The organism is Ensifer sp. Root31 (assembly GCF_001424825.1).
Lineage (GTDB): Bacteria > Pseudomonadota > Alphaproteobacteria > Rhizobiales > Rhizobiaceae > Ensifer > Ensifer canadensis.
Map to the genome: position 1 here is coordinate 202,028 of NZ_LMCO01000012.1, position 23,679 is coordinate 225,706.

Sequence of the window (23,679 nt, forward strand, 5' to 3'; positions counted from 1 at the left end):
GTAGGTAAGCCTAAATCCGTAGTGCCCAAACGGTCTGCAGCCGTCTGTTGGGCAAACCATCGCCTGAAACCGTTTGACCTCCGGAACAATGGCGATGCTGCGCCCTGTGATTAAGACCTTGGTCCCGGGGGTTAGGCGACCAATGTCATGCGCGCACTAGGCACCAAAGTCTGAAAAATGACTGGACTTAGGCAACTGGCCAAGAGGCATCGGACCAGTTGATTATTAGCAAATTAGATAAAACGAATGTTTCTGTCGACGATGTGCGGGCAACACCCCGCGCAGCGGGACGATCGACGTCATCAATAATATTTCACCGGTCACGCCAAGCCGCATTTGCCGGCTTCAAGAGGAGAGTAGAAATGGTTGCCTATATTCGTTCTGACCTCGATTTCATCTTGAAGCAGATCAAAATCGCAGAGGATCACGCGCTCTTCGAGCAGTCGGGTGGTACGCAAGGCAAGTCGCTGTTCGGCCCGAACGGTTCGGTTCCAAGCTACAATGTTTCTTGGGGCCTGCGAACAGTTGACGGCACCTATAACAACCCGCTTCACCCGGAATGGGGTGCGGCCGACAATGAATTCCCAGAGCCTTTGGGTACCGATTTCCGCACGATCATGGTCGACCCCGACGGTCCCGGTCCGGCAACGATGGTCCCCGTCACCTACCAGCCAGGCATCGACAATGATGGTCCCGGAACAGCCGGCCCCGGTGACGTGTTCGACCCCTATGTGCGTACCATTTCCAACCTGCTCGTCGACCAGACCCTTGGCAATCCGTCGGCCATTTTGACCGGCCTGCAGAGGGCAGGCATCGTTCCCCCGGACCAGCAGATGGCCGTCACAGCAGCGATTTCGGCGGCCTATGCACCGCTGATCCCGCAGTTCAGAGCTGTCGCGACCGAAGAGCGCGAATATGCGGAAGCGGCGGCGGCGGCATCGGCCAGTCCCGGCAACGCAGCCTTGCAACAGGCGGCAGCCGATGCGCTTGCGGAACTGGACGCGGCACGCGCAGCACTTGATGCTGTCGACGATGGTCTGATGACTCTTCTCACAGACAATGGCATCGAACTTGAAGGCGCGAACGTCAAAATCACCAACCTGGCGCCGGACGAAGGCTTGTCTGCCTCATTCAATTCCTGGTTCACGCTCTTTGGCCAGTTCTTCGATCACGGGCTCGATCTTGTCGCCAAGGGCGGCAACGGCACCGTGTTCATACCGCTGATGCCCGACGACCCGCTTTATGTGCCAGGTGGCACGACCAACTTCATGGTGCTGACCCGCGCGACTTTGGCCGGGCCGGGCGCCGATGGTGTGATGGGGACCGCAGACGATACGGACCGTCCGGTCAACAACACGACCTCATTCGTCGACCAGAACCAGACCTATACCTCGCATCCCTCCCATCAGGTATTCCTGCGCCAATATGTGCTCAATGCGGACGGCGTTCCGGTTGCAACCGGACGGCTGATTGAAGGCGTCAATGGCGGGATGGCCACCTGGGCCGACGTCAAGGCCCAGGCAAGAACGATCCTCGGCATCGAATTGACCGACTTTCATGTCGGCAACCTGCCGCTGCTGGCGACCGACGCCTATGGCAACTTCATCCCCAACCCGACAACGGGCTTCCCGCAGGTTGTCATGGCCGGGCCACCGCAGTCACTGCAATCGGGCACGCCAACCGCTCCACTCAGCCTGTTTAATCTTGTCGCAGACGGTCCCGACGCCGATACGCTTCCCGATGTACAGCATCTGGCCGTGCGGACCGGTCACGCTTTCCTGGCCGACATCGCCCACAATGCGGTCCCCACGGGTCTTGCCGACGGCGATCTTGAAATCGGGCTCGGCAATCCGGACCAAACGCCGACCGATGGTCAGTATGACAACGAGTTGCTTGACGCCCACTTTATCGCCGGTGACGGCCGTGCAAACGAGAATATCGGCCTGACGGCCGTCCACCACGTCTTCCACTCCGAACACAATCGCCTGGTGCAGCACACCAAGGACGTGGTGTTGGCTGACGCCGCTGCCATGCTCACCAATGGTGCTTCGCAGGCGGAGGCGGTCGCATTTCTGAACGAATGGCTGGCTGTTGACGTCACGGAAGTTCCGGCAAGCGCAACTGGGCTCATCTGGGACGGCGAACGCCTGTTCCAGGCGGCCAAGTTCGGCACCGAAATGCAGTATCAGCATCTTGTTTTTGAAGAATTTGCACGCAAGATCCAGCCCAATATCAACGTGTTCCTGGTGCCGGACGGTTTCGACGTCACCATCGACCCGTCGATCGTGGCGGAGTTCGCTCACGTGGTCTATCGCTTCGGTCACTCGATGCTGACTGAGTCCATCGACCGCTTCGACGAAAGCTTCAATGCCGACCATATCGGCTTGATCGAGGGCTTTCTCAATCCGATCCAGTTCAAGAACAATGGTACGGCCGGTGTGGTTGATGCCGATGTCGCCGCCGGCGCCATTATCCGTGGCATGACCCGGCAGGTGGGCAACGAGATCGACGAGTTCGTCACGAGCGCGCTTCGCAACAATCTCTTGGGGCTGCCTCTCGATCTGGCGACCATCAACCTGGCTCGCGGTCGTGACACGGGTGTGCCGACCTTGAATGAAGCGCGCGCTCAGTTCTATGCGGCGACCAACCAGGATGCCCTGCTCAAGCCCTATGAGAGCTGGGTCGACTTCGCTAGCCATCTCAAACACGAAGCCTCGATCATCAACTTCATCGCCGCCTACGGCACGCATCCGCTGATCACCGGCCAGACGACGATCGAAGGCAAGCGCGACGCCGCAATGACCCTGATCTTCAACCAATCCTTCGGCGGACTGGCGGTACAGGCGAACGCCGAGGACTTTCTCAATGCCACCGGCGGCTTTGCCGGAGGATCGCTTGGCGGTCTCAACGATGTCGATCTATGGATCGGCGGCCTTGCCGAACAGATCATGCCCTTCGGCGGCATGCTCGGCTCGACCTTCAACTTCGTCTTCGAAACCCAGATGGAAAAACTGCAGAGCGGCGACCGCTTCTATTACCTGCAGCGTCTCGACGGCCTGCACCTCTTTGGCGAGATGGAGAACAACTCCTTCGCAGCCATGATCATGCGCAATACCGACGCGACGCACCTGCCGTCCGACGTCTTCTCGACACCCGGCCTCATTCTCGAGGTCGATCGGACCAAGCAGTATAATCCCGGTCTCGGCGAGACGGCCGGTGCAGACGGCATCATGGATGACAATCCCGGGACCGGCGTCGACGAAAGTGCCGACAATCTGGGCAATGACCCACTCGGCGGTGGTATTCTCACACCACTCGTCCAACGCAACAACCCGGCGACACCGGGCGCGGATACCAATTATCTCAAATATACCGGCGGCGACCACGTGGTCCTTGGCGGCACCGAGCAGAACGATATCCTGATCGCCGGGATCGGTGACGACACCCTTTATGGCGACGGCGGCAATGACCGGCTGGAAGGTGGGTTCGGCAACGATATCATCAATGCCGGCGCAGGCGACGATATCATCGTCGACTCCGGCGGCGACGACAACATCAAGGCTGGTGCGGGCAATGACGTCGTCCATGCAGGACCCGGCCTCGACCTGGTCATGGGCAATGACGGCCAGGACTTCATCTTCCTCGGCACCGACATGGGATCGGAGGTCTTCGCCGGAACCGGCAACGACTTCATCTACGGCAACAAGAACGCCGAACGCATCCTCGGCAACGAAGGCAACGACTGGATCGAAACCGGTACATTTGACGGTGCGCCTGGCGATAACTTCGATGAAGTCTTTGCCCATGACGGCGTTGACGGACATGACGTGTTCCTCGGCGATGGCGGCTTTGACGAGTTCATCGGCGAGGGTGGCGACGACATCATGGTCGGCAGCGCCGGCCGCGGAAAAATGGTGGGCATGTCCGGCTTCGACTGGGCGACCTACAAGGACAACGCCCGTGGGGTAAATGCCGACCTGTCGATCCCGATCGTGTTCGACGAAGCTCCGGTGCTTCCAGAGAACGCTGCACTCGACGAGTACGAATCCATGGAAGGTCTCTCCGGGACGAGGTTCAACGACGTGTTGGCCGGCACCGAAGACGTGGCGGCCGATAGGGCGCCTCTGACCCAAGGCGGGACCACAGGGTATCTCGGGAGCGCGCTCGACGCTGAAGGTATCGCGCTTGTCAATGGCCTGCAGGCGTTGCTTGGCGCTGGCGTCACCACCTTCGACGGCGGAGACATTATCCTCGGCGGCGACGGCAGCGACCGTATCATCGGCAACGCCGGTGACGACATCATCGACGGCGACAAATGGCTGGACGTGCAGATCGGCGTCTATGCCGCCAACGATCCTGAACATACGGGCACGCCTGTACTGCACAACAGCATGACGACGCTCGCCGCCGCCATGTTCAACGGCACCATCAATCCGGGTCAGCTGGCAATCGTGCGGACAATCCGCGACAGCAACGACCAGGTGGATAGCGACGGGATTGCCGACATCGATACGGCCGTGTTCTCGGGTGCCCGTGCCGAATATGACATTACGTTCAACACAAACGGCACGGTCACAGTCGCCCATGTCGGCGGGTTGGCGACCGACGGCACCGACACGATCCGAAACGTCGAGCTTCTGGATTTCACCGACCAGGATATCTCGCTGCAGGCGCCGACGCTGGATCTGCACGGCCCCTCGACCACCACGACGACAGCGACGGTCGCGCAGGCCTATCGCGATACGTTCACCGCAGCCGCCTACACGAATAACAACGGCGCTTCGAACTGGGGAGGCCCATGGGTTGAAGGCAACGATACCGGCGGCGCCACAGGGGGTGATATCAGTGTCAGTCTCGCCGCTGGCAGACTGCAATTCATCGAAGGCACCGATGGCAATGAGACCCTTGCGCGTGCTGTCAATCTGACAGGCATTACCAGGGCGACCCTAAGCTTCAACTATGTCGCAGACGAACTGGATGGCGGCGAGAATGTCGTGGTCGAAGTTCGTAACACCACCAACGGCGCGTGGACGGAGCTTGGCACCGTCGGCGGCAATCAAACGAATGTCTTTACGGCACCAATCCCCCAAGGCTTGATCGGCGCGAATACTCAAATCCGCTTCAGAGCCGCAGGGACTTTCGACGGCGGTGAAAACCTCTACATCGACAACGTCAATATCCAGACCGAGGTCGATACGATCACGCCTGTGCCTGGCGCGCCCGGCAATAACTACCAGACGACCTATACCGAAAATGCCCCTGCCGTTGCCATTGCGCTTGGCCCTGTCATTACCGACGATGGTACGACCCTGGCTTCTGCCCGGGTGGTTCTGACCAATGCCAGCGCCGGCGATGCCCTGACGGTGCAGGGCGGCTTGCCGGGAGGCATTACCGCAGCGGTAGACAATTCCGTTGCAGGTCAGATTACCCTGACGCTCTCCGGCACAACCTCGATTGCAAACTATCGCACGGCGATCCAGCAGGTGCGCTACGCCAACACCTCGGAGAACCCGAGCACGGCCGCCCGCAGCATTCAGGTCACCGTCAATGACGGGCTTTTGACCAGCGCAATCGCGACCACGACCGTGACCGTGAACGCCATCAACGATGCTCCGTCCGTCAACACCGACACCGTCATCACCAACGTTGCGCAAGGGGTGAACTTCACCATCTCGCACGCGGCCCTGCTCGCCAACGATACCGACCCGGAAGGCGGTGCTCTTACGATCACGGCCGTCAGCAGCCCGGATGGCGTCACTACTCCGGTGATCGGGGCGGGCGTCCTTACCCTCAATGACACAGGCGGAGCAGGCGGCTCGTTCGTCTACACCGCTACCGATGGCGGCCTGACGGATACGGCCCAGGTCAACATCAACCGCGTGATCGGCAACATCACCGGCGGCGCGGCTGCTGAAATCATCATCGGCAATACCGCGGGAACGACGATCACCGGCGGTGGCGGCAATGACAATATCGATGCCGGCGACGGTGGTGACACCATCAATGGCGGCACCGGCAGTGACATCATCAACGCAGGGACCGGCAACGACATCATCAACATGAGTTCCATCGAAGGGTTCGATCGGGTCGACGGCGGCGCCGGCACCGACACCTTCCAGCTTACGGGCAATACTGATGCGGAAACCTTCCGGATCTATGCAAGAGCCGCGGCAATCGCTGCCGGGGTTCCTGTGACCGGGGCGGATGCCGAGATCATCATCACCCGCACGGTCGGGCTGAACACCACCGTCATCGCCGAGCTCGACAATATCGAAGAGATCACGGTCAACGCATTCAATACGACCGCCAACAACGGCAACAATCCAAACCAACCTGACGGCGGGGGACCTTTCTCTGGTGACACCATCCAGGTGATCGGCAACTTCAATGCGCCATTCACCAGCCTCAACTTCAGCACGATCACCATCGACGGTAACGCCGGCGACGATACGGTCGACATAACCGGACTGAGCTCCGAACATCGGATCGTCTTCCGGTCCAATGGCGGTAACGACACGCTGATCGGCCAGTTGCGTCCGCAGGACGTGATCGAGCTCGAGGGTGCGTCCGCGAACTTCGTCACCACCGAGGCCAATGGCAACGTCACGGTGAGCAACGGCACCAACTCCGTCACCTTCAAGAAGCAGGAAGGGGTTGGGCCGCAGATCAGCGGGACCGACGACGATACGACACCAACACCGACACCCACTGCGGGAACAGGTGCGCCGATCACCGGCTCAGCCAGCGCGGACGTCCTGCTTGGCACGGCAAATGCCGAAACGATCGTTGCCCTTGGTGGCAATGACACCGTCATCGGTGGCGAGGGTGCAGACGTCATCAGAGGTGATGAGGGCAACGACTTCATCACGTCTGGTGGCGGCAACGACCTGGTCTTCGGCGGCGACGGCAACGACGACATTCTCGGCGGCGAGGGCAACGACATGCTCTACGGCGATGCCGGATCGGACCGCATCTTTGCCGATGCAGGCAATGACATGATCCAGACCGGAGCCGGCAGCGACTTCGTATCCGGGGGATCCGGCGACGATATCATTGTCGCCGCCAAGGATGATGGTGACGACATCTACTACGGCGATACCGGCAACGACACTTTGGACATGTCGGCCATAACCGCCAATCTGACCGTCGATATCGGCTCCGGGTTCATGAACCAGGGGAGCGTGTCCAGCAGTCAGACCGGGCAGGATACCCTGTGGGGGATCGAAAATGTCGTGACCGGTTCGGGCAATGACACGATTGTCGCCAATGCCTTCGTCAACGTCATCGAAGGCGGGGCCGGCAACGATACCTTCCGGTTCACTTCGGAAGCCAATGCCGATGGCGATACGATCACCAGCTTCCAGGCCGGTGACAAGATCGATCTCAGCGGCACCGATGCCAATAACGGGGTGGCGGGAAACCAGTCCTTCACCCTGGTCTCGGGATCGAGCCTGAGTGGCCCGGCACAACTCGCCGTGACCCATGAAACGAGGGCGGATGGCGATTACACCGTCGTCTCGGGTAGCGTCGACAGTGACGGAGCCGCAGAGTTCCGCCTGAACATCAAGGGGAACCACAACCTCACCGGTTCTGACTTCAACTTGTAACCAGCGTTTTCCGGCGCGCCGACCAAGGGCGCGCCGGCCTTACTCCATCAAACGCGGATTGGTGAGTATCATGCGCAAGACCCCACTGACTGGCACGAAACGTAAGAACGCTGAGAAGCTTACGCAGAGATTTAAAGGAATATTCCTCTTTCTTTTCATCACCTCCGGAATCATCAACATTCTGGCGCTGACCGGATCCTTCTACATGCTGCAGATCTACGACCGGGCTTTGACCAGCGGCAGCATCCCAACCCTTCTGGGGCTCTCGATCCTGGCGATCGGGCTCTATCTGTTCCAGGGGCTCTTCGACATCATCCGCTCACAGATACTGGTGCGCGTCGGCGCAAGGCTGGATGCAAAGATCGCCCCGCTGGCGCATGAGGTTGCGATCGACATGCCCCGTTTCGGCTTCTCCACGGCAGAGGCCCTCGAGCGCGGCCGCGACGTTGATACGGTCAGGGGATTTCTCGGCAGCCAGGGGCCGATCGCCTTTTTCGACCTTCCCTGGATGCCGCTCTACCTGATCTTCGTCTACATGCTGCATCCCTATCTCGGCGCCCTGACATTTGGCGGCGCCTTTGTCCTCACGATCCTTGCCATCCTGACCGAGGTGATGACGCGCAGATGGGCCGCCGCCACGCACAAGGCCGGTATTGAGCGAAATGCCATTGCCGATTCAAACACCCGCAATGCCGAGGTGTTGAAGGCCATGGGCTTTGCGCCGCGTGCGGTCAGCCGGTTCAATGTTGCCAACAAGGAGCATCTGGCGCTTCAAACCCGGACAAACGACATCAGCGGCACCTTTGGGGCGATTTCCCGGGTGCTTCGGATGGTGTTGCAGTCTGCGGTTCTGGGGCTGGGGGCGTGGTTGACGATCCAGGGGGAAATGTCTGCCGGCGCCATCATCGCTGCATCCGTTGCCTCGGCGCGCGCCCTTGCTCCGGTCGATCTTGCCGTCGGCAACTGGAAGAGCTTCGTCACGGCACGAACCGCCTTCGGTCGCCTCAAGGAAACGGTGGTCGCATTGACGGGTACCGTTGCACCGATGGACCTTCCTGCGCCCGCCAAGACCTTGAAGGTCGAAAAGCTCACGGTCGCAGCGCCCGGTTCCGGCCGCGTTCTTCTGAGCGACGTCAGTTTCGACATCGAAGCCGGCCAGGTGCTGGGCATTATCGGTCCAAGCGGCGGCGGCAAGACAACGCTTGCGCGCGCGCTGACCGGGATCTGGCCGCCCCTTCGCGGTGGCGTTCGGTTGGATGATGCGGAACTGACGCAATGGTCAGACAGCTGTCTCGGGCAGCACATCGGTTATCTCCCGCAGGACGTGGCGCTCCTGGATGCAACGGTCGAGGAAAACATTTCCCGCCTTGATCCTGATGTCGACGCACGGGCAATCGTGGAAGCGGCACAAACCACCGGCATTCACGAAATGATCGTGCGTCTGCCGGACGGTTACCGTACGGCGCTCGGGCCTCAGGGGGCATCCCTGTCTGCCGGTCAGAGGCAGCGGATCGCGCTTGCACGGGCGTTGTACCGCAATCCGTTCATCGTCGTCATGGACGAGCCCAACTCCAATCTCGACGGCGAGGGCGAGTCCGCACTGACGCAGGCCATACAAGCCGTTCGCGCCCGCAATGGCATCGCCATTGTCATTGCCCATCGCCCGAGCGCGCTTACCGCCTGCGACCTGATTGCCGTGGTTCAAGGCGGCAAGCTGGTGGCTTTTGGGCCCAAGAGCGAAATCCTGAAACCAGCCGCGATAGGGGACGCCGGTGGCCGACCCGCACTGCCCGCGCGCATGACGTCAAAGGTGTCGGAATGATCGAGGCGAAGGGAACAAAAACGGTCAAAGAGGAAGACCCGCACCAGCGCTACAGCCTGAAAAACGAGGAAGCGCCGTCAAGAGCGCCGGCTGTTATCGCGATGTTTTTGACGGGCTTTGCGCTTTATCTGAAGAGCGCCTTCAGCACGGCGTCGGAGCCGGCGGAGGAGCAGCCTCCGCAAGCAAGGGAGCCGCAGGAAGATATGGCCCCTCCGCAGTTGGTGGCGGAGAACAAGCCGGAAGAAGTCAAGGAAGAGGAAGCGCCTGCCAAAAAGAAGGCTGGCGGCGCCATGCGAAACTACAGTAGCCAGAACGAAGAAATGGATGCCGTCGACATTCGATCGCCCTCATTCCGGCCGGATGATTTCTCGACCTCGATGTCTGAACGATGGGAGCTGGAAAGTCCGTCGCCTGTCTTGAGGGCGTCGAACGACAATGTCGCGTCGGCGCCGTCTGTTGCCGGCTCTCCCGTCAAATCTTTCCCGGTAAAGGATGGGGAAGACGACAAACCGGGCGATGACGACGATGACGATGATGACGACAACGAAGATAACGACCCCGTTAACCGCGCACCGCGCGTGAACGGCTCAGTCACGCTGAAGGATGTTTCCGGTTGCGCTGCGGTCGTCATCGGCCTTTCGGATCTATTGCGCGGTGCATCCGACCCGGACGGCAACTTGCTTTCCGTCAGGGATATCACGGTGACATCCGGCACAATCACGAGGACCGCAGAAGGTTGGCTCTACGATTGGACCGAGCTTGGTCCGGTCACGATTACCTACCAGATCACAGATGGCCAGCTTTCGATTACCCAGACTGCGTCTTTTTCCGTGGTCAACGCCCCGCCGATTGTCGGGACCCTGGGTGACGATCTGCTGCTCGGCACCAATTGCAGCGATGCCATCGACGGCAGGGCAGGCGATGACAGCATCGATGCCCGAGGTGGTGCCGATACGGTGGATGGTGGCGACGGCAACGACAACATCGTCGCGGGCGGGGGCAACGACATCATTTTCGCAGGGATCGGAAACGATGTCGTCTTCGGCGGCACCGGCGACGATCAGATACATGGCGGCAGCGGCAACGACCGTCTGTTTGGCGAGGAGGGGCGCGATATTCTGTCTGGGGACGAGGGAGACGACGCCCTGCATGGAGGCGCTGACGACGATCTGGCCTTCGGCGGCGACGGCAACGATTTGGTTGCCGGCGATGAAGGCAACGACGCCATCGACGGAGGCAGCGGAGACGATCGCCTCTCCGGGGGTAGCGGCAACGATACCCTGCTCGGGCAAGCGGGCAAGGATCGTCTTGTCGGGGATGAAGGCGCCGACGTTCTTGTGGGGGGCGCCGACGAGGATATCGTCATGGGGGGGGCTGGTAACGACACGATTGCGGGCGAAGGGGATCTCGTATCGGACCAATATGACGGCGGCGACGGCTCCGACACACTCGACTATTCCAGCGTGTCACAATCAATCACCATCGACCTCAGCGAAGGCAAAGCATCTGGTGAAGAGATTGGCGACGATACCATCTCGAATTTTGAGGTGGTCCTAACCGGTCAAGGCGATGACAGCGTGACCGCCAGCCTTGAGGCCGAGACAATCGCCACCGGAGCCGGCGACGATACGGTTAAAGATGCAGGAGGGGATCTTCTCCCCGATCTTTACGATGGCGGAGATGGCACCGACACGCTCGATTATTCCAGCTTGTCACGGTCGATCGAGATCGACCTCAGCGAAGGCCAAGCCTCGGGCGCAGAAATCGGCGAGGACACCGTCGCGAATTTCGAGGTGGTCCTGACCGGTCAAGGCGATGACAGCGTGATCGGCAGCGACAACGCCGAGACGATCGTCACGGGGGCCGGCAACGATACCATTCACGACGGAGCAGGCGCGGATGTCGTTTCGGCCGGAGCGGGAAACGATACCGTCATGGCCGCGGCCGACAGCGCCGATGACCATTATGATGGTCAATCGGGTCTGGACACCCTGGATTATTCTGCGGCAACGCAGGGGGTTGTCATCGACCTTGAGACCGGCATCGCGACCGGTGTCGATATCGGAACCGACATTGTCACGAGCTTTGAACAGATCGTGGGCAGCGCCCAGGCGGATGTCTTCCACGTCGGTCAAACCGCGTTGATCCTTGAGGGAGGCAGCGGCGATGACGTCTTCCGTTTCAATATGCCTGCCGGCTCGTCGACTAGCGACGCCATCCATCACATCCTCGATTTCATGGTCGGGGACCGCATCGAGATGTCGAGGTATCAGATCTTCGAGGAGATCGTCGATAACCTCGAGGACCATTTCGAGGCTGTCTATGGCGAAGATGTCGATGAAGACGCGCTTCCCATCAGAATGCGGCATGAGGGGACAGAGGAACATGGCGTAACGCGGATCGAATTCGATACCAACAACGACCAGGAATACGAGGTGGCTGTCACTTTGAGCGGTCATCACATGTTGGTGGTCGTCGAGACCGCTCAAATATAATCCCGGGGGGAAAAACAAAATGCTCAAATCACAACGAAATCCTCCAGCCATCGGCGACGATGAGGCAGACGCCGCGTTCCCGGTAACCTTCCGGGTTATCGTCGGCGCCATGCTTGGCGTTCTGCTTTTTGCCGGCGCCGGCGGATGGGCTGCCACGGCCCAGCTTACGGGCGCGATCGTTGCGGCGGGAATGGTCAAGGTCGATCAGAACCTGAAGGCAATCCAGCATCGTGACGGCGGCATCGTCAGCGAGATCCTGGTCAAGGAAGGCGACGCCGTCAGAAAAGGCGACATCATGCTGCGGCTTGACGACGTGCAAACCCGAGCGGAACTGTCCATCGTCAAGAACCAGCTCGTCGAACTGGCGGCGCGAAAAACGAGGCTTGTCGCCGAACGGGACAACGCGGCGGAATTGCAGTTTGGAGCAGAACTCAGTGAGGCAATGAGTGTGGTTCCGACGGTCTTCATGGGCGAGGCGCGGCTTTTCTACGGGAACCGCCAGAACCGGGAAAGCCAGAAGCAACAGCTCCAATTGGGAATTTCCCAATTGGAAGAGGAGGTCAATGGCTTGAGGGTTCAGCTCACCGCAAAGCAGGACGAACTGGCGCTGATCAAAACCGAGCACAAGAAGATCAAGCGCCTCACCGACAAGAACCTGCTCGAGACCTCCCGCAAGTACATCATTGATCGCGAAATGGCGAAGATCACCGGCGAGTACGGCGAGATACAAGCCAACATCGCGCGCTCCAAGGCCAGAACCAGCGAAATCGAGCTTCAGATCATCGCCATCGACGAGGCCGCTCGGACCGAAGCACAGCGTGATCTAACGACCGTCGAACAGAAGATCTCGGAGTTGAGTGAACGAAAGGTGGCTGTCGAAGATCGATTGCAACGCACCGATATACGCGCCCCTTTGTCGGGAACCGTGAACGAGCTTTTCGTCCACACGATTGGTGGGGTGATCACGCCGGCGGAAAAGCTGGTCACGCTTGTCCCGACCGACGCTGCACTTAAGATCCAGGCCCGGCTTTCTCCCACCGATATCGATCAGGTGTTCTCCGGTCAGGTGGCGAAGCTTCGCTTTTCGGCTTTCAATCAGCGCACTACTCCCGAACTCTCCGGACACGTCACCTATGTGTCGGCCGCTACGAGCAACGACCCAAGTTCCGGTGAGACATACTACTTGGCGGATATCGGGGTTGCCCAAGTGGAGTTGGCCAAGCTTGGTGACAATAAACTCTTGCCCGGCATGCCGGTGGAGGTCTTCGTTTCAACGGAGCAAAGAACGGCACTGTCGTTCCTATCGAAGCCGCTTACCGACCAATTCAGCCGGGCCTTTCGAGAACAGTGAACAAATTCGCATCTTCCGCACAGAGACATGATGTGCCTCGTGCGCGAACGGGTCATCCCAGGGCTGTTTCCGCGACATCCTTGGGATGACCGTCTGTCGCCGGACGGGACGCTTAAGAAACTCCAAAGTGGCCACCCACAAGCAGGCAGGGCGAAGCCGTCAGTGCCACTGGTAAAGCTGCTCTGCATCTTGATCGTTATCCAGACTGCTGTCTGACGTTCGGGCAGTGTGCAAAGTCCGGCTGACAGGGTAGCGGCTTGCTGAAGATCGAAACTCCGCAGCTTCCCCCCACTCGCCGACATCGGTCAACCGCGAGAGGAACCAAACGCGCCCGAAAATGGTTTTGTCTCGCGAGGATGCGAGCCGTTCACGTGACAGCACGGTGAACACGGGCGCGTTATCCTTGTGTTGCCATGAGCAACGAATTGGCAGGCGAGCCTGCACGCACCTGATCTAAGGAAGTCGGTGGGGATAGCGGACGAGACCGGGGACAGCGATGGCCAGCGACAAGCTTTCGACCTACAAACAGAAGCGCGATTTCAAGGTCACCAAGGAACCAAGCGGAGCGGGCAAGCTCAGCCCTTCCAATCGACGTCGCTTCGTCATTCAGAAACATGACGCCACCCAGCTGCACTACGATCTTCGTTTGGAGCTCGACGGTGTCTTCAAATCCTGGGCTGTGACCAAGGGGCCATCGCTCGATCCGCAAGACAAGCGCCTTGCGGTGGAGGTCGAGGATCACCCGCTCGACTATGGCGATTTCGAAGGCACCATTCCGAAAGGCCAGTATGGCGGGGGCACTGTCATGCTGTGGGATCGCGGTTATTGGGAGCCGGAAGGAAATCGGACGCCGGAAGAGGCGCTGGCCAAAGGTGATTTCAAGTTCACCCTTGAGGGCAAACGGCTCCACGGCAGCTTTGTGCTCGTGCGCATGCGTCATGATCGCGATGGTGGAAAACGAACGAATTGGCTCCTGATCAAACATCGTGACGATTTTTCGGTCGATGAGAACGGAGCGGCTGTCCTTGAGGAAAACGACACCTCAGTCGCCTCCGGACGCTCGATGGACGCGATCGCGTCGGGCAAAGGCAGAAAGCCAAAGCCCTTCATGGTGGAGGGCGGCGCTATTGGGGCCGACGCGGTGTGGGACAGCAACCACGGTCTTGCCGCCGAGGAACGCCAGGCGGGAGCGGGGAGCCGAAAAAAGTCTGTGTCCGCCAGACGCCCGAAATCCAGAATGCCTGATTTCATCCCACCGCAGTTATGCGAAACACTGGAGCGCCCTCCGAACGGCGGTGGCTGGATCCATGAGATCAAATTTGATGGCTATCGCATTCAGATGCGGGTCGAGAATGGCAAGGCGACTTTGAAGACCCGCAAAGGTCTCGACTGGGCAGCCAAATTTGCCGCCATCGCCAAGTCGGCAGCAGCTCTGCCTGATGCCATCATCGATGGTGAGATCTGTGCTCTTGACGAAAAAGGAGCACCCGATTTTGCTGCCCTTCAGGCAGCACTTTCCGAAGGCGAGACCGATGCCTTGGTCTACTTTGCATTCGATCTCCTGTTTACCGGCGATGAGGACCTGCGAGAGCTCGCGCTGACACAGCGGAAAGAACGGCTCGCAGCGATCCTGGAGGATGCGGGCGACGATCCGCATCTGCGCTTCGCCGAGCATTTTGAAACCGACGGTGATGCCGTGCTGCGATCTGCCCGCCGTCTTTCCCTTGAGGGCATCGTTTCCAAGAAAGCGGATGCGCCGTACCAGTCCGGCCGCTCCGACACATGGGCGAAATCCAAATGCCGCGCAGGTCATGAAGTCGTCATCGGCGCCTATGCAACGACCAACGGCAAGTTCCGTTCTCTCCTTGTTGGCGTCAATCGTGGCGAGCATTTCGTCTATGTCGGCCGGGTCGGGACAGGCTATGGCGCAAAGACCGTCCAAACGCTGTTGCCGAAGCTGCAAAAGCTAGAGGCCTCCAAGTCACCCTTCACTGGTAACGGGGCGCCAAAGAAGGATCGGAATATCGTTTGGCTCAAGCCGGATCTCGTTGCCGAGATCGAGTTCGCCGGCTGGACGGCCGATGGCCAGGTGCGGCAGGCCGCATTCAAGGGCTTGAGGGAAGACAAACCCGCGGGCGAGGTGAAAGCGGAAAAACCGGCGTCACCGTCAAAGGCTGCCGTGTCCGATCCTTCGACGGTAAAGCCAGTACCAAATCGTATTCGCAAGGGCGGGAAGGCCGAGGTCATGGACGTGCTGATTTCCAGCCCGGAAAAACCTCTATGGCCGGATGGTGGCGATGGGAAGCCGGTGACCAAGGTTGAGCTTGCCCAATATTATGAGGCGGTCGGGTCCTGGCTGATCGATCATATCAAAGGGCGGCCCTGTTCGATCATTCGCACTCCCGACGGGATTGGCGGCGAGCAATTCTTCCAGCGACATGCCATGCCGGGAACATCGAACCTGCTCGAGCTGGTCACCGTATTCGGGGACAAGAAGCCCTACCTGCAGATCGACCGCGTCGAGGGGCTTGCGGCGATCGCCCAGATCGGTGGTGTCGAACTGCATCCCTGGAATTGCGAGCCCGGGAAACCGGAGGTGCCCGGCCGCCTGGTGTTCGATCTGGACCCGGGCCCCGAAGTCGAGTTTTCCACCGTCATTGACGCGGCGCGGGAAATTCGCGACCGGTTGGCAGAACTCGGGCTGGTAAGCTTCTGCAAGACGACGGGTGGCAAGGGACTGCACGTCGTAACGCCGCTTGCCGTGTCGCGACGGAAGAAATTGAGTTGGGAAGAGGCGAAGGCTTTTGCCCATGATGTCTGTCAGCGGATGGCCCGCGACAATCCAGATCTTTACCTGATCAGGATGGCGAAGAGCCAGCGCGAGGGCCGCATCTTCCTCGACTACTTGCGCAACGACAGGATGTCGACCGCTGTTGCGCCCCTGTCGCCGCGGGCGCGCCCCGGCGCCCCGGTGTCGATGCCGCTCAACTGGACGCAGGTCAAAAAGGGTCTCGATCCCAAACGCTTCACGATCCGGACCGTGCCAGAGCTTCTGAGAGCGGGGACCGCTTGGCAGGATTATTGTGAAGGCCAGCGCTCGCTGGAGCAGGCGATCAAGCGCCTGAGCAAAACGAACAGGGCTGCGGCGTAGTCATCCGCCGAAATTGCGGATGCTTTTTACCTCGACATGGATCGTGGGCGATGCCTGTAGCGGACCGGAAGCCTCGGCAATGGTGCGCGGCTCATTTACGGGGTCGGGTTTCGGCGGCCACAGATTTGCGCAGCGCATCCATGATGTTGATGACATTGCTCGGTTCCGACGCTGGCGATTTCGCTTTGCCCTTCTGGGGTTTTTTCAGCTGTTTCTTTCTCGCGTTGATGATGTCGAGCAGCCGATCCTGGACCGGGTCGACGACCATCTTCGGGTTCCAGTCCTGGGTCTTCCTTTCGATCAATTGCTGGACGAGCGGCATCATGTCGGAATCCGCTTTCTCGTTGCCGATATCCTCAAAATAGGCTTTCTCGTCCCTGACCTCATCCCCGTAGCGCAAAGTCCACAGGATGATGCCTTTACCACGCGGCTCCAGCAAGACGGCGCGTTCGCGACGCGAGATGACCAGTCGCGAAATGCCAACCACCCGCTTGGCCTCCATCGCTTCACGAATGACGGAAAAGGCTTCCTGACCGACAGGGTCGTTCGGGGAGAGATAGTACGGGGTATCGAACCAGATCCATTCGACGCTGTCGCGGGGTGCGAAGGTGGATATGTCGATGGTTTTGGTGCTGTCCAGCGCGACATTTTCGAGCTCGTCGTCCTCGAGCATGACGTACTCGTCTTCGGCGCGTTGATAGCCCTTGACCTGGTCGTCCTCCTTGACTTCGTGCCCGGTGACCGCATCGACGTAGTGGCTGATAACACGGTTCTGTGTCGCGCGGTTGAGCGTATGAAAACGGACCTTTTCTTCGTCGGACGTTGCCGGCATCATCTGCACGGGGCAGGTGACCAGCGACAGCTTGAGATAACCTTTCCAGTAGGGCCGAACGGCCATGAAAGCGTCCTCCGACTAGCTGGCGCGCCGTTTTTGCGCGGTAGCGGGCTTGGATTTGGCAGTTGCAGATTTTGCAGCTGGCTTGCGAGCGGCGCCCTTGTTGACATTCGCTGCGGTGCGCTTTGCTTTTGTTTTCTTCGCAGCCATGCCCGCACTTTCGCGCAGTGCCTGCAGCAGATCTCCAGGCTTCGACGCAGCGGGCGCCTTCCTTTTGGGAAGCGAGCGTCCTTCGATTTTGGCTTTGACCAGTTCGGCCACGGCAGCCTCATATCGATCGTCGAAGCTGCTGGCGTCGAAGCTACCCATCTTGGTTTCGATGATATGTTCGGCAAGATCCAGCATCTCGCCTTCGATCTTGAGGTTGGGGAGATCCTCGAAAGCCTTGTCGGCCGAACGGACCTCGTAATCAAAGTTGAGCGTGGAGGCGATCAGCCCCCTGCCATGCACTCGGATAAGGACGGTGCGCACCCGTCGGAACAGCACCGTTCGCGCAATCGCGGCGACCTTTTCCTGTTTCATCCCGTCGCGCAGCAGCACGAAGGCATCGGTGCCCAGCTTGTCGGGAGCGAGATAATAGGGCCTGTCGAAGTAGATTGTGTCGATCTGGGAGCAGGGGATGAAGGCCTCTATCTTCAGGGTCTTGTCGCTGTCGGGAACGGCTTCGGCCATTTCCTCGGGTTCCAGGACGACGTACTGGCCATTCTCCATCTCATAGCCTTTGATCTGGTCGTCACGCTCTACCGTATCTCCCGTCTCGCCATCGACGAATTCGCGTTTGACTCGGTTTCCCGTCTTGCGATTGAGAGTGTTGAAGGCGATGCGGTCAGAAGTTGATGCCGCCGTATAGAGCGCCACGGGACAGGTCACCTCGCCGAACTTGATGTAGCCTTTCCAATTCGCTCTTGGGGCAACCATGATACAAGTTCTCCTGACGCGGCCAAAGGAACTCAACCGCTCAGCCGGCGTTTCGTTCCCGACCGTTCTCAATCGAATGCATCTTTTGCGCCGCAGCCGCGTTTGTGGAGGGGAAAATCACAAGGGAGGTCTGCCATGAGAATGCGCGAGCCAATCGATACCGGCAGCGGTGAACGCCGTCGGCGGCGCGAGGAGGATCGCGAGTCCAAGAAGGGCAACGGAGCTTCGTCGTCGCTGCCCATCGCATGCCGGCAGCGCAGATCATTCTGGTGAAACTCGCCACCTACAATGTCAACGGCATCAACGGTCGCCTCGACGTGCTGCTGCGGTGGCTCGAGGAGAGGCAGCCGGATGTCGTGTGCCTGCAGGAACTCAAAGCGCCCGACAGCAGGTTTCCTCATCGGGAAATCGAGAAAGCCGGCTATGGCGCGATCTGGCACGGACAGAAATCATGGAATGGGGTGGCCATCCTGGCTCGAGGAAGGACCCCAATGGAGACGCGTCGCGGTTTGCCGGGCGATCCTGATGACAGTCACAGCCGCTACATCGAGGCGGCAATCGAGGGGATAATCGTCGGATGCCTTTATCTGCCGAATGGCAATCCCGCCCCTGGACCCAGGTTTGACTACAAGCTGCGTTGGTTTGACCGGCTGCAGCACTATGCGGCGCAACTGATAGAACTGGAGATCCCGGTTGTCTTGGCTGGCGACTTCAATGTCATGCCAACCGATCTGGATGTTTACAAGCCGGAGCGGTGGCGAGACGATGCGCTCTTCAGACCGGAGGTGAAAGCGGCCTACGCCGCACTTCTTGATCAGGGCTGGACGGATGCGGTGAGGCATCTCCATCCGAATGAGCGGATCTATACATTCTGGAAGTATTTCCGAAACGCATTTGCCCGCGACGCCGGGCTTCGCATCGATCATTTCCTGTTAAGCCCGGCGCTTGCTGGCGATCTCAAGCGGGCCAAGGTGGACAAGTCAGTGCGAGCTTGGGATCACACGAGTGACCACGCGCCGGCTTGGATCGAGCTACTTTAACCCGCAACGATCTTCTCTGCCGTAAACCTCTATTCTTTTATCGATCCGTCCTACTATGGGCCGTCTCATTTCGGAGGAACTCTCCGTTGCAGGTCAAATCCTATGCGTAGGCGATCAATATTGCCATGCCGATCGCGATCATGCCTATACCGAGCCAGTTCCTCACCAAACCAAGAAATCTAAGCCCTTGTCCTCTGGGCTCCAGGGTCGGCTTGGCATCTGAAATGGATCGGTGAGGATCGCTGAGAGGTCGACGCCTGAGCGCACCCCAAAACAAATCGAGTACACCGGCGATCACGAGGGCAGCACCGATCAGGATCGCGGTTATGGACATGGTTTTCTCCATTGTGCGCCAGGGTCGCGTGCGCAGCTGTGAGAACAGCCAATACGATCACCTGGTGCCTGTGAGCCTGACACCGGGACAGAGTAGCGCTGCACTTCAACGAACGAACTCTGCGCAACTCCCTTGGTTGATTGACCAACCGCAGGGAAAAGTAATGGTTCCAATCACAATTGCGTAAGCGGTTTGACAGACCAGCGATGACATCACCGAATTGCAGGGAAACTGTGTGGGATCCCAACAGTTCATCAGTGAAAGAGAACAGGCCCTCGGTCCTGCAGCGAATGAAAGCGGGGCGAAAATGTGGGAATTTCAAGACTTCGCCACATTTCTCCCATGCGAGAAAGTTACTGGAGGTTGTTTTGTGATTCGTATGCACTGCCTGCAATTTTGTAAAAATCGAGGATTGATATGGTAAAAGTGACCAGAATTGCCACGACTGTCTGTGCTCTTGGTGCCCTCCTAGCAACAACTGGATTGGCTCAAACGGCCTTCGCCCAAACTCAGGCTGAAACCACTTCTGTCGCACCCTTAGCCACAGGCTTGACCGATGGCGGGGCCGCGGAAGCGCAGGTCGTCGAAGCTGTCCGCGCCGGGGACGTTTTAACAATCAAACTCCGCTTCAAGCCGCTCGCGACGAACCAGCTGGAACGAATATATGATTCGATTAGCCAGGACGCGTATGAAAACAGCTTCTACGTTCTTGCTGGCAATAAGAAATACCTGCTGCTTACGGACAGCAGTGATAAGCCGCTGACAAATCCAAACCTCGTTATCAAAGCTAACAAGGATTCTCTGATCGCGGGTTCCTGGCATGGTAGGTTCCCTGCTCCGCCAAAGGACGTCACCGAGGTGTCACTGACGATCCCGGGCGTCGAGACACTCGACGCGATCAAACTTACCGACCGATAGCCATGGCTGGTCCAGCGAAATGTTCCCTCGCGATGGTCGTGATCATGATAGCGGCCAGCGGTTCTTATGCGCAGGTGTCACCTTACGATCGCGAAATACGTGATCTTAAGGCCACGGTTCTTGATTTGAAGGGGCTACCCTCCGATCTGAACAGCGCCGTGTTTGATCTGTCTGCGAAAGCCGATGGGCTTACCGCTCAGCACGGTGGTCTTTCCGTACGACAAGACGCAACGACCGTCAGGGTGTCCATGACGGGCGATGTGCTGTTCGATTTCGACAAGGCCGACATCCAATCGGCGGCCGAACCGACACTCATGGACATCGCGCGTCTCATCACATCCGTCCCCGCCGGCACGATCATCATCGAGGGTCATACCGATTCCAAAGGGTCGGCTCAGTACAATAAGGAACTGTCCCTTCAGCGAGCTAGTGCCGTCATGCAATGGCTTGTGAAACATGGAGCAGATAAAGCGCGGCTATCGGTCGAAGGGCTAGGTGATAGCCGTCCGATCGAACCCAATACGAAAAACGGAGCGGACAATCCCCAAGGGCGCGCTCTCAACCGGCGCGTCGAGTTCGTTTTTCCAAAGCGGTAGAAAAATGGGTCCTGCGGGCCGATGAATTGACGCACGCCGGCTACTTAGGGCCGACGTGCGACCGCTATGGCGTTTGCTGTTGGCCCGACCGGCCGACGCTATCCGTACGGTGACGTATGCGCCTGACCGAGCCCGAGGTCGCCCTTGTGGAATGTTTGGCCCACAAGTAACCAGTGCACCATCAGGCGGTGTCTTCAACGACGAACAGATCGACGGACCGCCGAGGCACGACTACGCAAAGCCGCCGGCGGCAAACACAGCAAGCGCGCATCCATCCGGCATTCGGATAATCAACCGTTGTCTGTGAATTGCCGACACAACGGGAGGTATGGCGGTTCTTGACATGTATTCAGATACGGCTTTTAAGTTTGTTGAGCGGCTCTGCAAAGCAGCAGAGTTGTGCGGAAACCCTACTGCATGGTTCCTTAAATCCTATCCGATTCAAGGATCAAAACATGCGGCATCAGCTCTTAGAGGTCCCAATGCGCCGAGTCCCTTCTCACGAAAATCACGTTGGAATTTCTGAGAAGTTGAGGATTCATGCGCACCTTAAATCTGGGCGTCCTGGCCCATGTGGATGCAGGCAAAACTAGCCTTACCGAACGACTCCTTTTTGACGCCAGTGTCATCGACAAGCTAGGCAGCGTCGACGCCGGCAATACACAGACAGATAGCCTCGCTCTGGAGCGGCAGCGTGGCATCACCATCCGAGCTGCCGTCGTTTCATTCACGATCGGCGACACGGTGGTGAACCTCATTGATACGCCCGGTCACCCCGACTTCATCGCCGAGATCGAGCGCGTGCTTGGGTTGCTGGACGCTGCAGTCGTCGTTGTTTCTGCAGTCGAAGGCGTGCAAGCGCAGACGCGAGTGCTGGTGCGGGCGTTGCAGCGTGTTGGGGTTCCCTTCCTATTCTTCATCAACAAGGTCGATCGTCTCGGTGCGCGCTACGACGAAGTGCTGCAAGCCATTGCCGGCCAACTACCGGTTCGACCCATCGCCATGTCGGCCGTCATTGATGCCGGTAGTAAACTCGCTCAGGTAAAGGCGTTCGATCCGGGAAGCGAGCCGCTTTTCACCGCGCTGTGCGAGACCCTGGCGGAAAACGATGACGAGCTGCTGCGCGATTATCTGCAAGCGCCGGATCGTCTTACCGACGAAAGACTTGACCGCTCGCTGCGGGATCAGGTTTCTCGCGGTCTGTTGCAGCCGGCATTTGCTGGCGCGGCGGTAACCGGCGTTGGCCTGCCAGCTCTGACATCGGCAATTGCGACCCTACTGCCCTGCCGCGACCTCGATCCTGATGCTGCTGTCACCGGCAGGATCTTCAAGATCGAGCGTGGATGGGGCGGTGAGAAGCTCTCCTATCTCTATCTCTCATCTGGCACGGTCCGCGTGCGGGAATATCTCGACCTGCCTCAGGGGTCGGCAAGGGTGACCGGAATCCAACTTTTCGACGCCGGCAAAATTCACAGCGCAAACAGCTTCAAGGCAGGCCAGATTGCTCGGGTCAGCGGCCTTGGCAGCGCCCGCATCGGCGACGTGGTCGGCACCACCCGCCTCGCAGACGTCCCGCACCATTTTGCGCCTCCAACGTTGGAATCCCGGGCCCAAGCGCAGCGTCCCTCCGAGCGTGCGGCGCTCTGGCTGGCGCTAAACCAGTTGGCCGAACAGGACCCGCTGATTGACCTGCGCAAGAACGAGGACACGAACGACATCTTCGTGTCTCTCTATGGCGAGGTGCAGAAGGAGGTGATCCAGTCGACACTGTTGACGGATTTCGGTCTCGAAGTAACGTTTGAGGATAGTACAGTCATCTGCGCCGAGAGGCTCGCCGGAATCGGCACAGGCCTTCAGGTCATCTTCAAGGAGCCGAATCCATTCCTGGCGACCGTTGGTTTGCGCGTCGAACCGCGACCGGAAGGGGCGGGCAACAGCTTCACGCTGGAAGTGGACGTTGGCCAGATGCCGGCAAGCCTCTACCGGGCAGTCGAGGAAACCGTATTCGAGACGCTTAGGCAGGGCATCTTCGGCTGGCAAGTCATCGATTGCCACGTTGCCATGACCGCTGCGCGGCACAGTTCCCCGTCGAGCACCGCTGCAGACTTTCGGCAGTTGACGCCGTGGGTCCTCGCAACGGCCTTATCAACGGCAAAAACGGTCGTCTGTGAGCCGATCGACCAATTTTACCTCGAAGCACCTTCGCAGACTTTGGGTGGCTTGCTGACCCTGCTTGCCAAGTCGGGCGCTGTCACCAAGGAATCGATTGTGGCCGATGGCGTAGCGCGGCTGGAAGGGCATGTCGCCTCCGAGAGGGTTCAAGGCATTCAGCAGCAATTGCCGGGACTGACAAGCGGCATGGGGACCATGGAAACCTCCTTCCACCACTATGCCCCGGCAGCCGACCCGCAGCGTTCGCGCAAGCGTTCCGGTGTCGATCCATTCAACGGCCGCGAATATCTACTCCGATTGTCCCGACCTGCAGACCGTGCGAAAACTCGGGATGAAATTTGAGCCGCAGAATGTCGTTTCCCTTGCCTCGGGCTGAAGGT

Annotated in this window: 12 protein-coding genes; 9 read left to right on the forward strand and 3 right to left on the reverse strand. The window is 59.2% G+C overall.

The features are described from left to right. Window positions 1-362: 362 nt before the first annotated feature. From ASD00_RS12930 to ligD, 5 genes are all read left to right on the forward strand, one after another. Complete coding sequence (locus ASD00_RS12930) at window positions 363-7,607, forward strand: peroxidase family protein (protein ID WP_057206982.1); 7,245 nt, start codon at window positions 363-365, stop codon at window positions 7,605-7,607. Window positions 7,608-7,677: 70 nt separating this feature from the next. Further along, window positions 7,678-9,429, forward strand: a complete 1,752-nt coding sequence (locus tag ASD00_RS12935) for a type I secretion system permease/ATPase (RefSeq protein WP_057206984.1) — start codon at window positions 7,678-7,680, stop codon at window positions 9,427-9,429. After that, window positions 9,426-11,924, forward strand: a complete 2,499-nt coding sequence (locus ASD00_RS12940) for a cadherin-like domain-containing protein (RefSeq protein ID WP_057206986.1) — start codon at window positions 9,426-9,428, stop codon at window positions 11,922-11,924. The genes ASD00_RS12935 and ASD00_RS12940 overlap by 4 nt, the downstream gene beginning before the upstream one ends. 109 nt (window positions 11,925-12,033) lie before the next feature. Continuing rightward, a complete protein-coding gene (locus ASD00_RS12945; RefSeq protein ID WP_244494270.1) occupies window positions 12,034-13,275 on the forward strand; it encodes an HlyD family type I secretion periplasmic adaptor subunit in 1,242 nt (413 codons plus the stop codon). 496 nt (window positions 13,276-13,771) lie between these two features. Continuing rightward, the gene (gene ligD / locus ASD00_RS12950; RefSeq protein ID WP_057206990.1) at window positions 13,772-16,426 is read left to right on the forward strand and encodes a DNA ligase D; all 2,655 of its coding nucleotides are present in this window, start codon (window positions 13,772-13,774) and stop codon (window positions 16,424-16,426) included. A gap of 91 nt (window positions 16,427-16,517) precedes the next feature. Here the strand turns inward: ligD and ASD00_RS12955 are convergent, their stop codons facing one another. After that, complete coding sequence (locus ASD00_RS12955; protein ID WP_057206992.1) at window positions 16,518-17,324, reverse strand: Ku protein; 807 nt, start codon at window positions 17,322-17,324, stop codon at window positions 16,518-16,520. Window positions 17,325-17,339: 15 nt separating this feature from the next. Further along, the gene (locus ASD00_RS12960) at window positions 17,340-18,239 is read right to left on the reverse strand and encodes a Ku protein (RefSeq protein WP_057206994.1); all 900 of its coding nucleotides are present in this window, start codon (window positions 18,237-18,239) and stop codon (window positions 17,340-17,342) included. 269 nt (window positions 18,240-18,508) lie between these two features. Here ASD00_RS12960 and xth point away from each other — a divergent pair, with 269 nt between their 5' ends. Next, the gene (gene xth, locus ASD00_RS12965) at window positions 18,509-19,279 is read left to right on the forward strand and encodes an exodeoxyribonuclease III (RefSeq protein ID WP_057207311.1); all 771 of its coding nucleotides are present in this window, start codon (window positions 18,509-18,511) and stop codon (window positions 19,277-19,279) included. Between the two features lie 100 nt (window positions 19,280-19,379). Here xth and ASD00_RS12970 read toward each other — a convergent pair whose 3' ends face one another. Next, window positions 19,380-19,607, reverse strand: coding sequence for a hypothetical protein (locus ASD00_RS12970; protein WP_057207312.1), 228 nt, complete (start codon window positions 19,605-19,607; stop codon window positions 19,380-19,382). A 423-nt stretch (window positions 19,608-20,030) separates the two neighbouring features. On the opposite strand from ASD00_RS12970, the gene ASD00_RS12975 reads away from it, so the two are divergent. The 3 genes from ASD00_RS12975 to ASD00_RS12985 all read left to right on the forward strand — a co-directional run bounded on the left by ASD00_RS12975 (window position 20,031) and on the right by ASD00_RS12985 (window position 23,641). Then, window positions 20,031-20,531: a hypothetical protein gene (locus tag ASD00_RS12975; RefSeq protein ID WP_200951453.1), complete on the forward strand. Its 501-nt coding sequence runs from the start codon at window positions 20,031-20,033 to the stop codon at window positions 20,529-20,531. A 32-nt stretch (window positions 20,532-20,563) separates the two neighbouring features. Next, the gene (locus ASD00_RS12980) at window positions 20,564-21,127 is read left to right on the forward strand and encodes an OmpA family protein (protein WP_244496044.1); all 564 of its coding nucleotides are present in this window, start codon (window positions 20,564-20,566) and stop codon (window positions 21,125-21,127) included. A 540-nt stretch (window positions 21,128-21,667) separates the two neighbouring features. After that, the gene (locus tag ASD00_RS12985; RefSeq protein ID WP_057206998.1) at window positions 21,668-23,641 is read left to right on the forward strand and encodes a TetM/TetW/TetO/TetS family tetracycline resistance ribosomal protection protein; all 1,974 of its coding nucleotides are present in this window, start codon (window positions 21,668-21,670) and stop codon (window positions 23,639-23,641) included. Window positions 23,642-23,679: the final 38 nt, after the last annotated feature.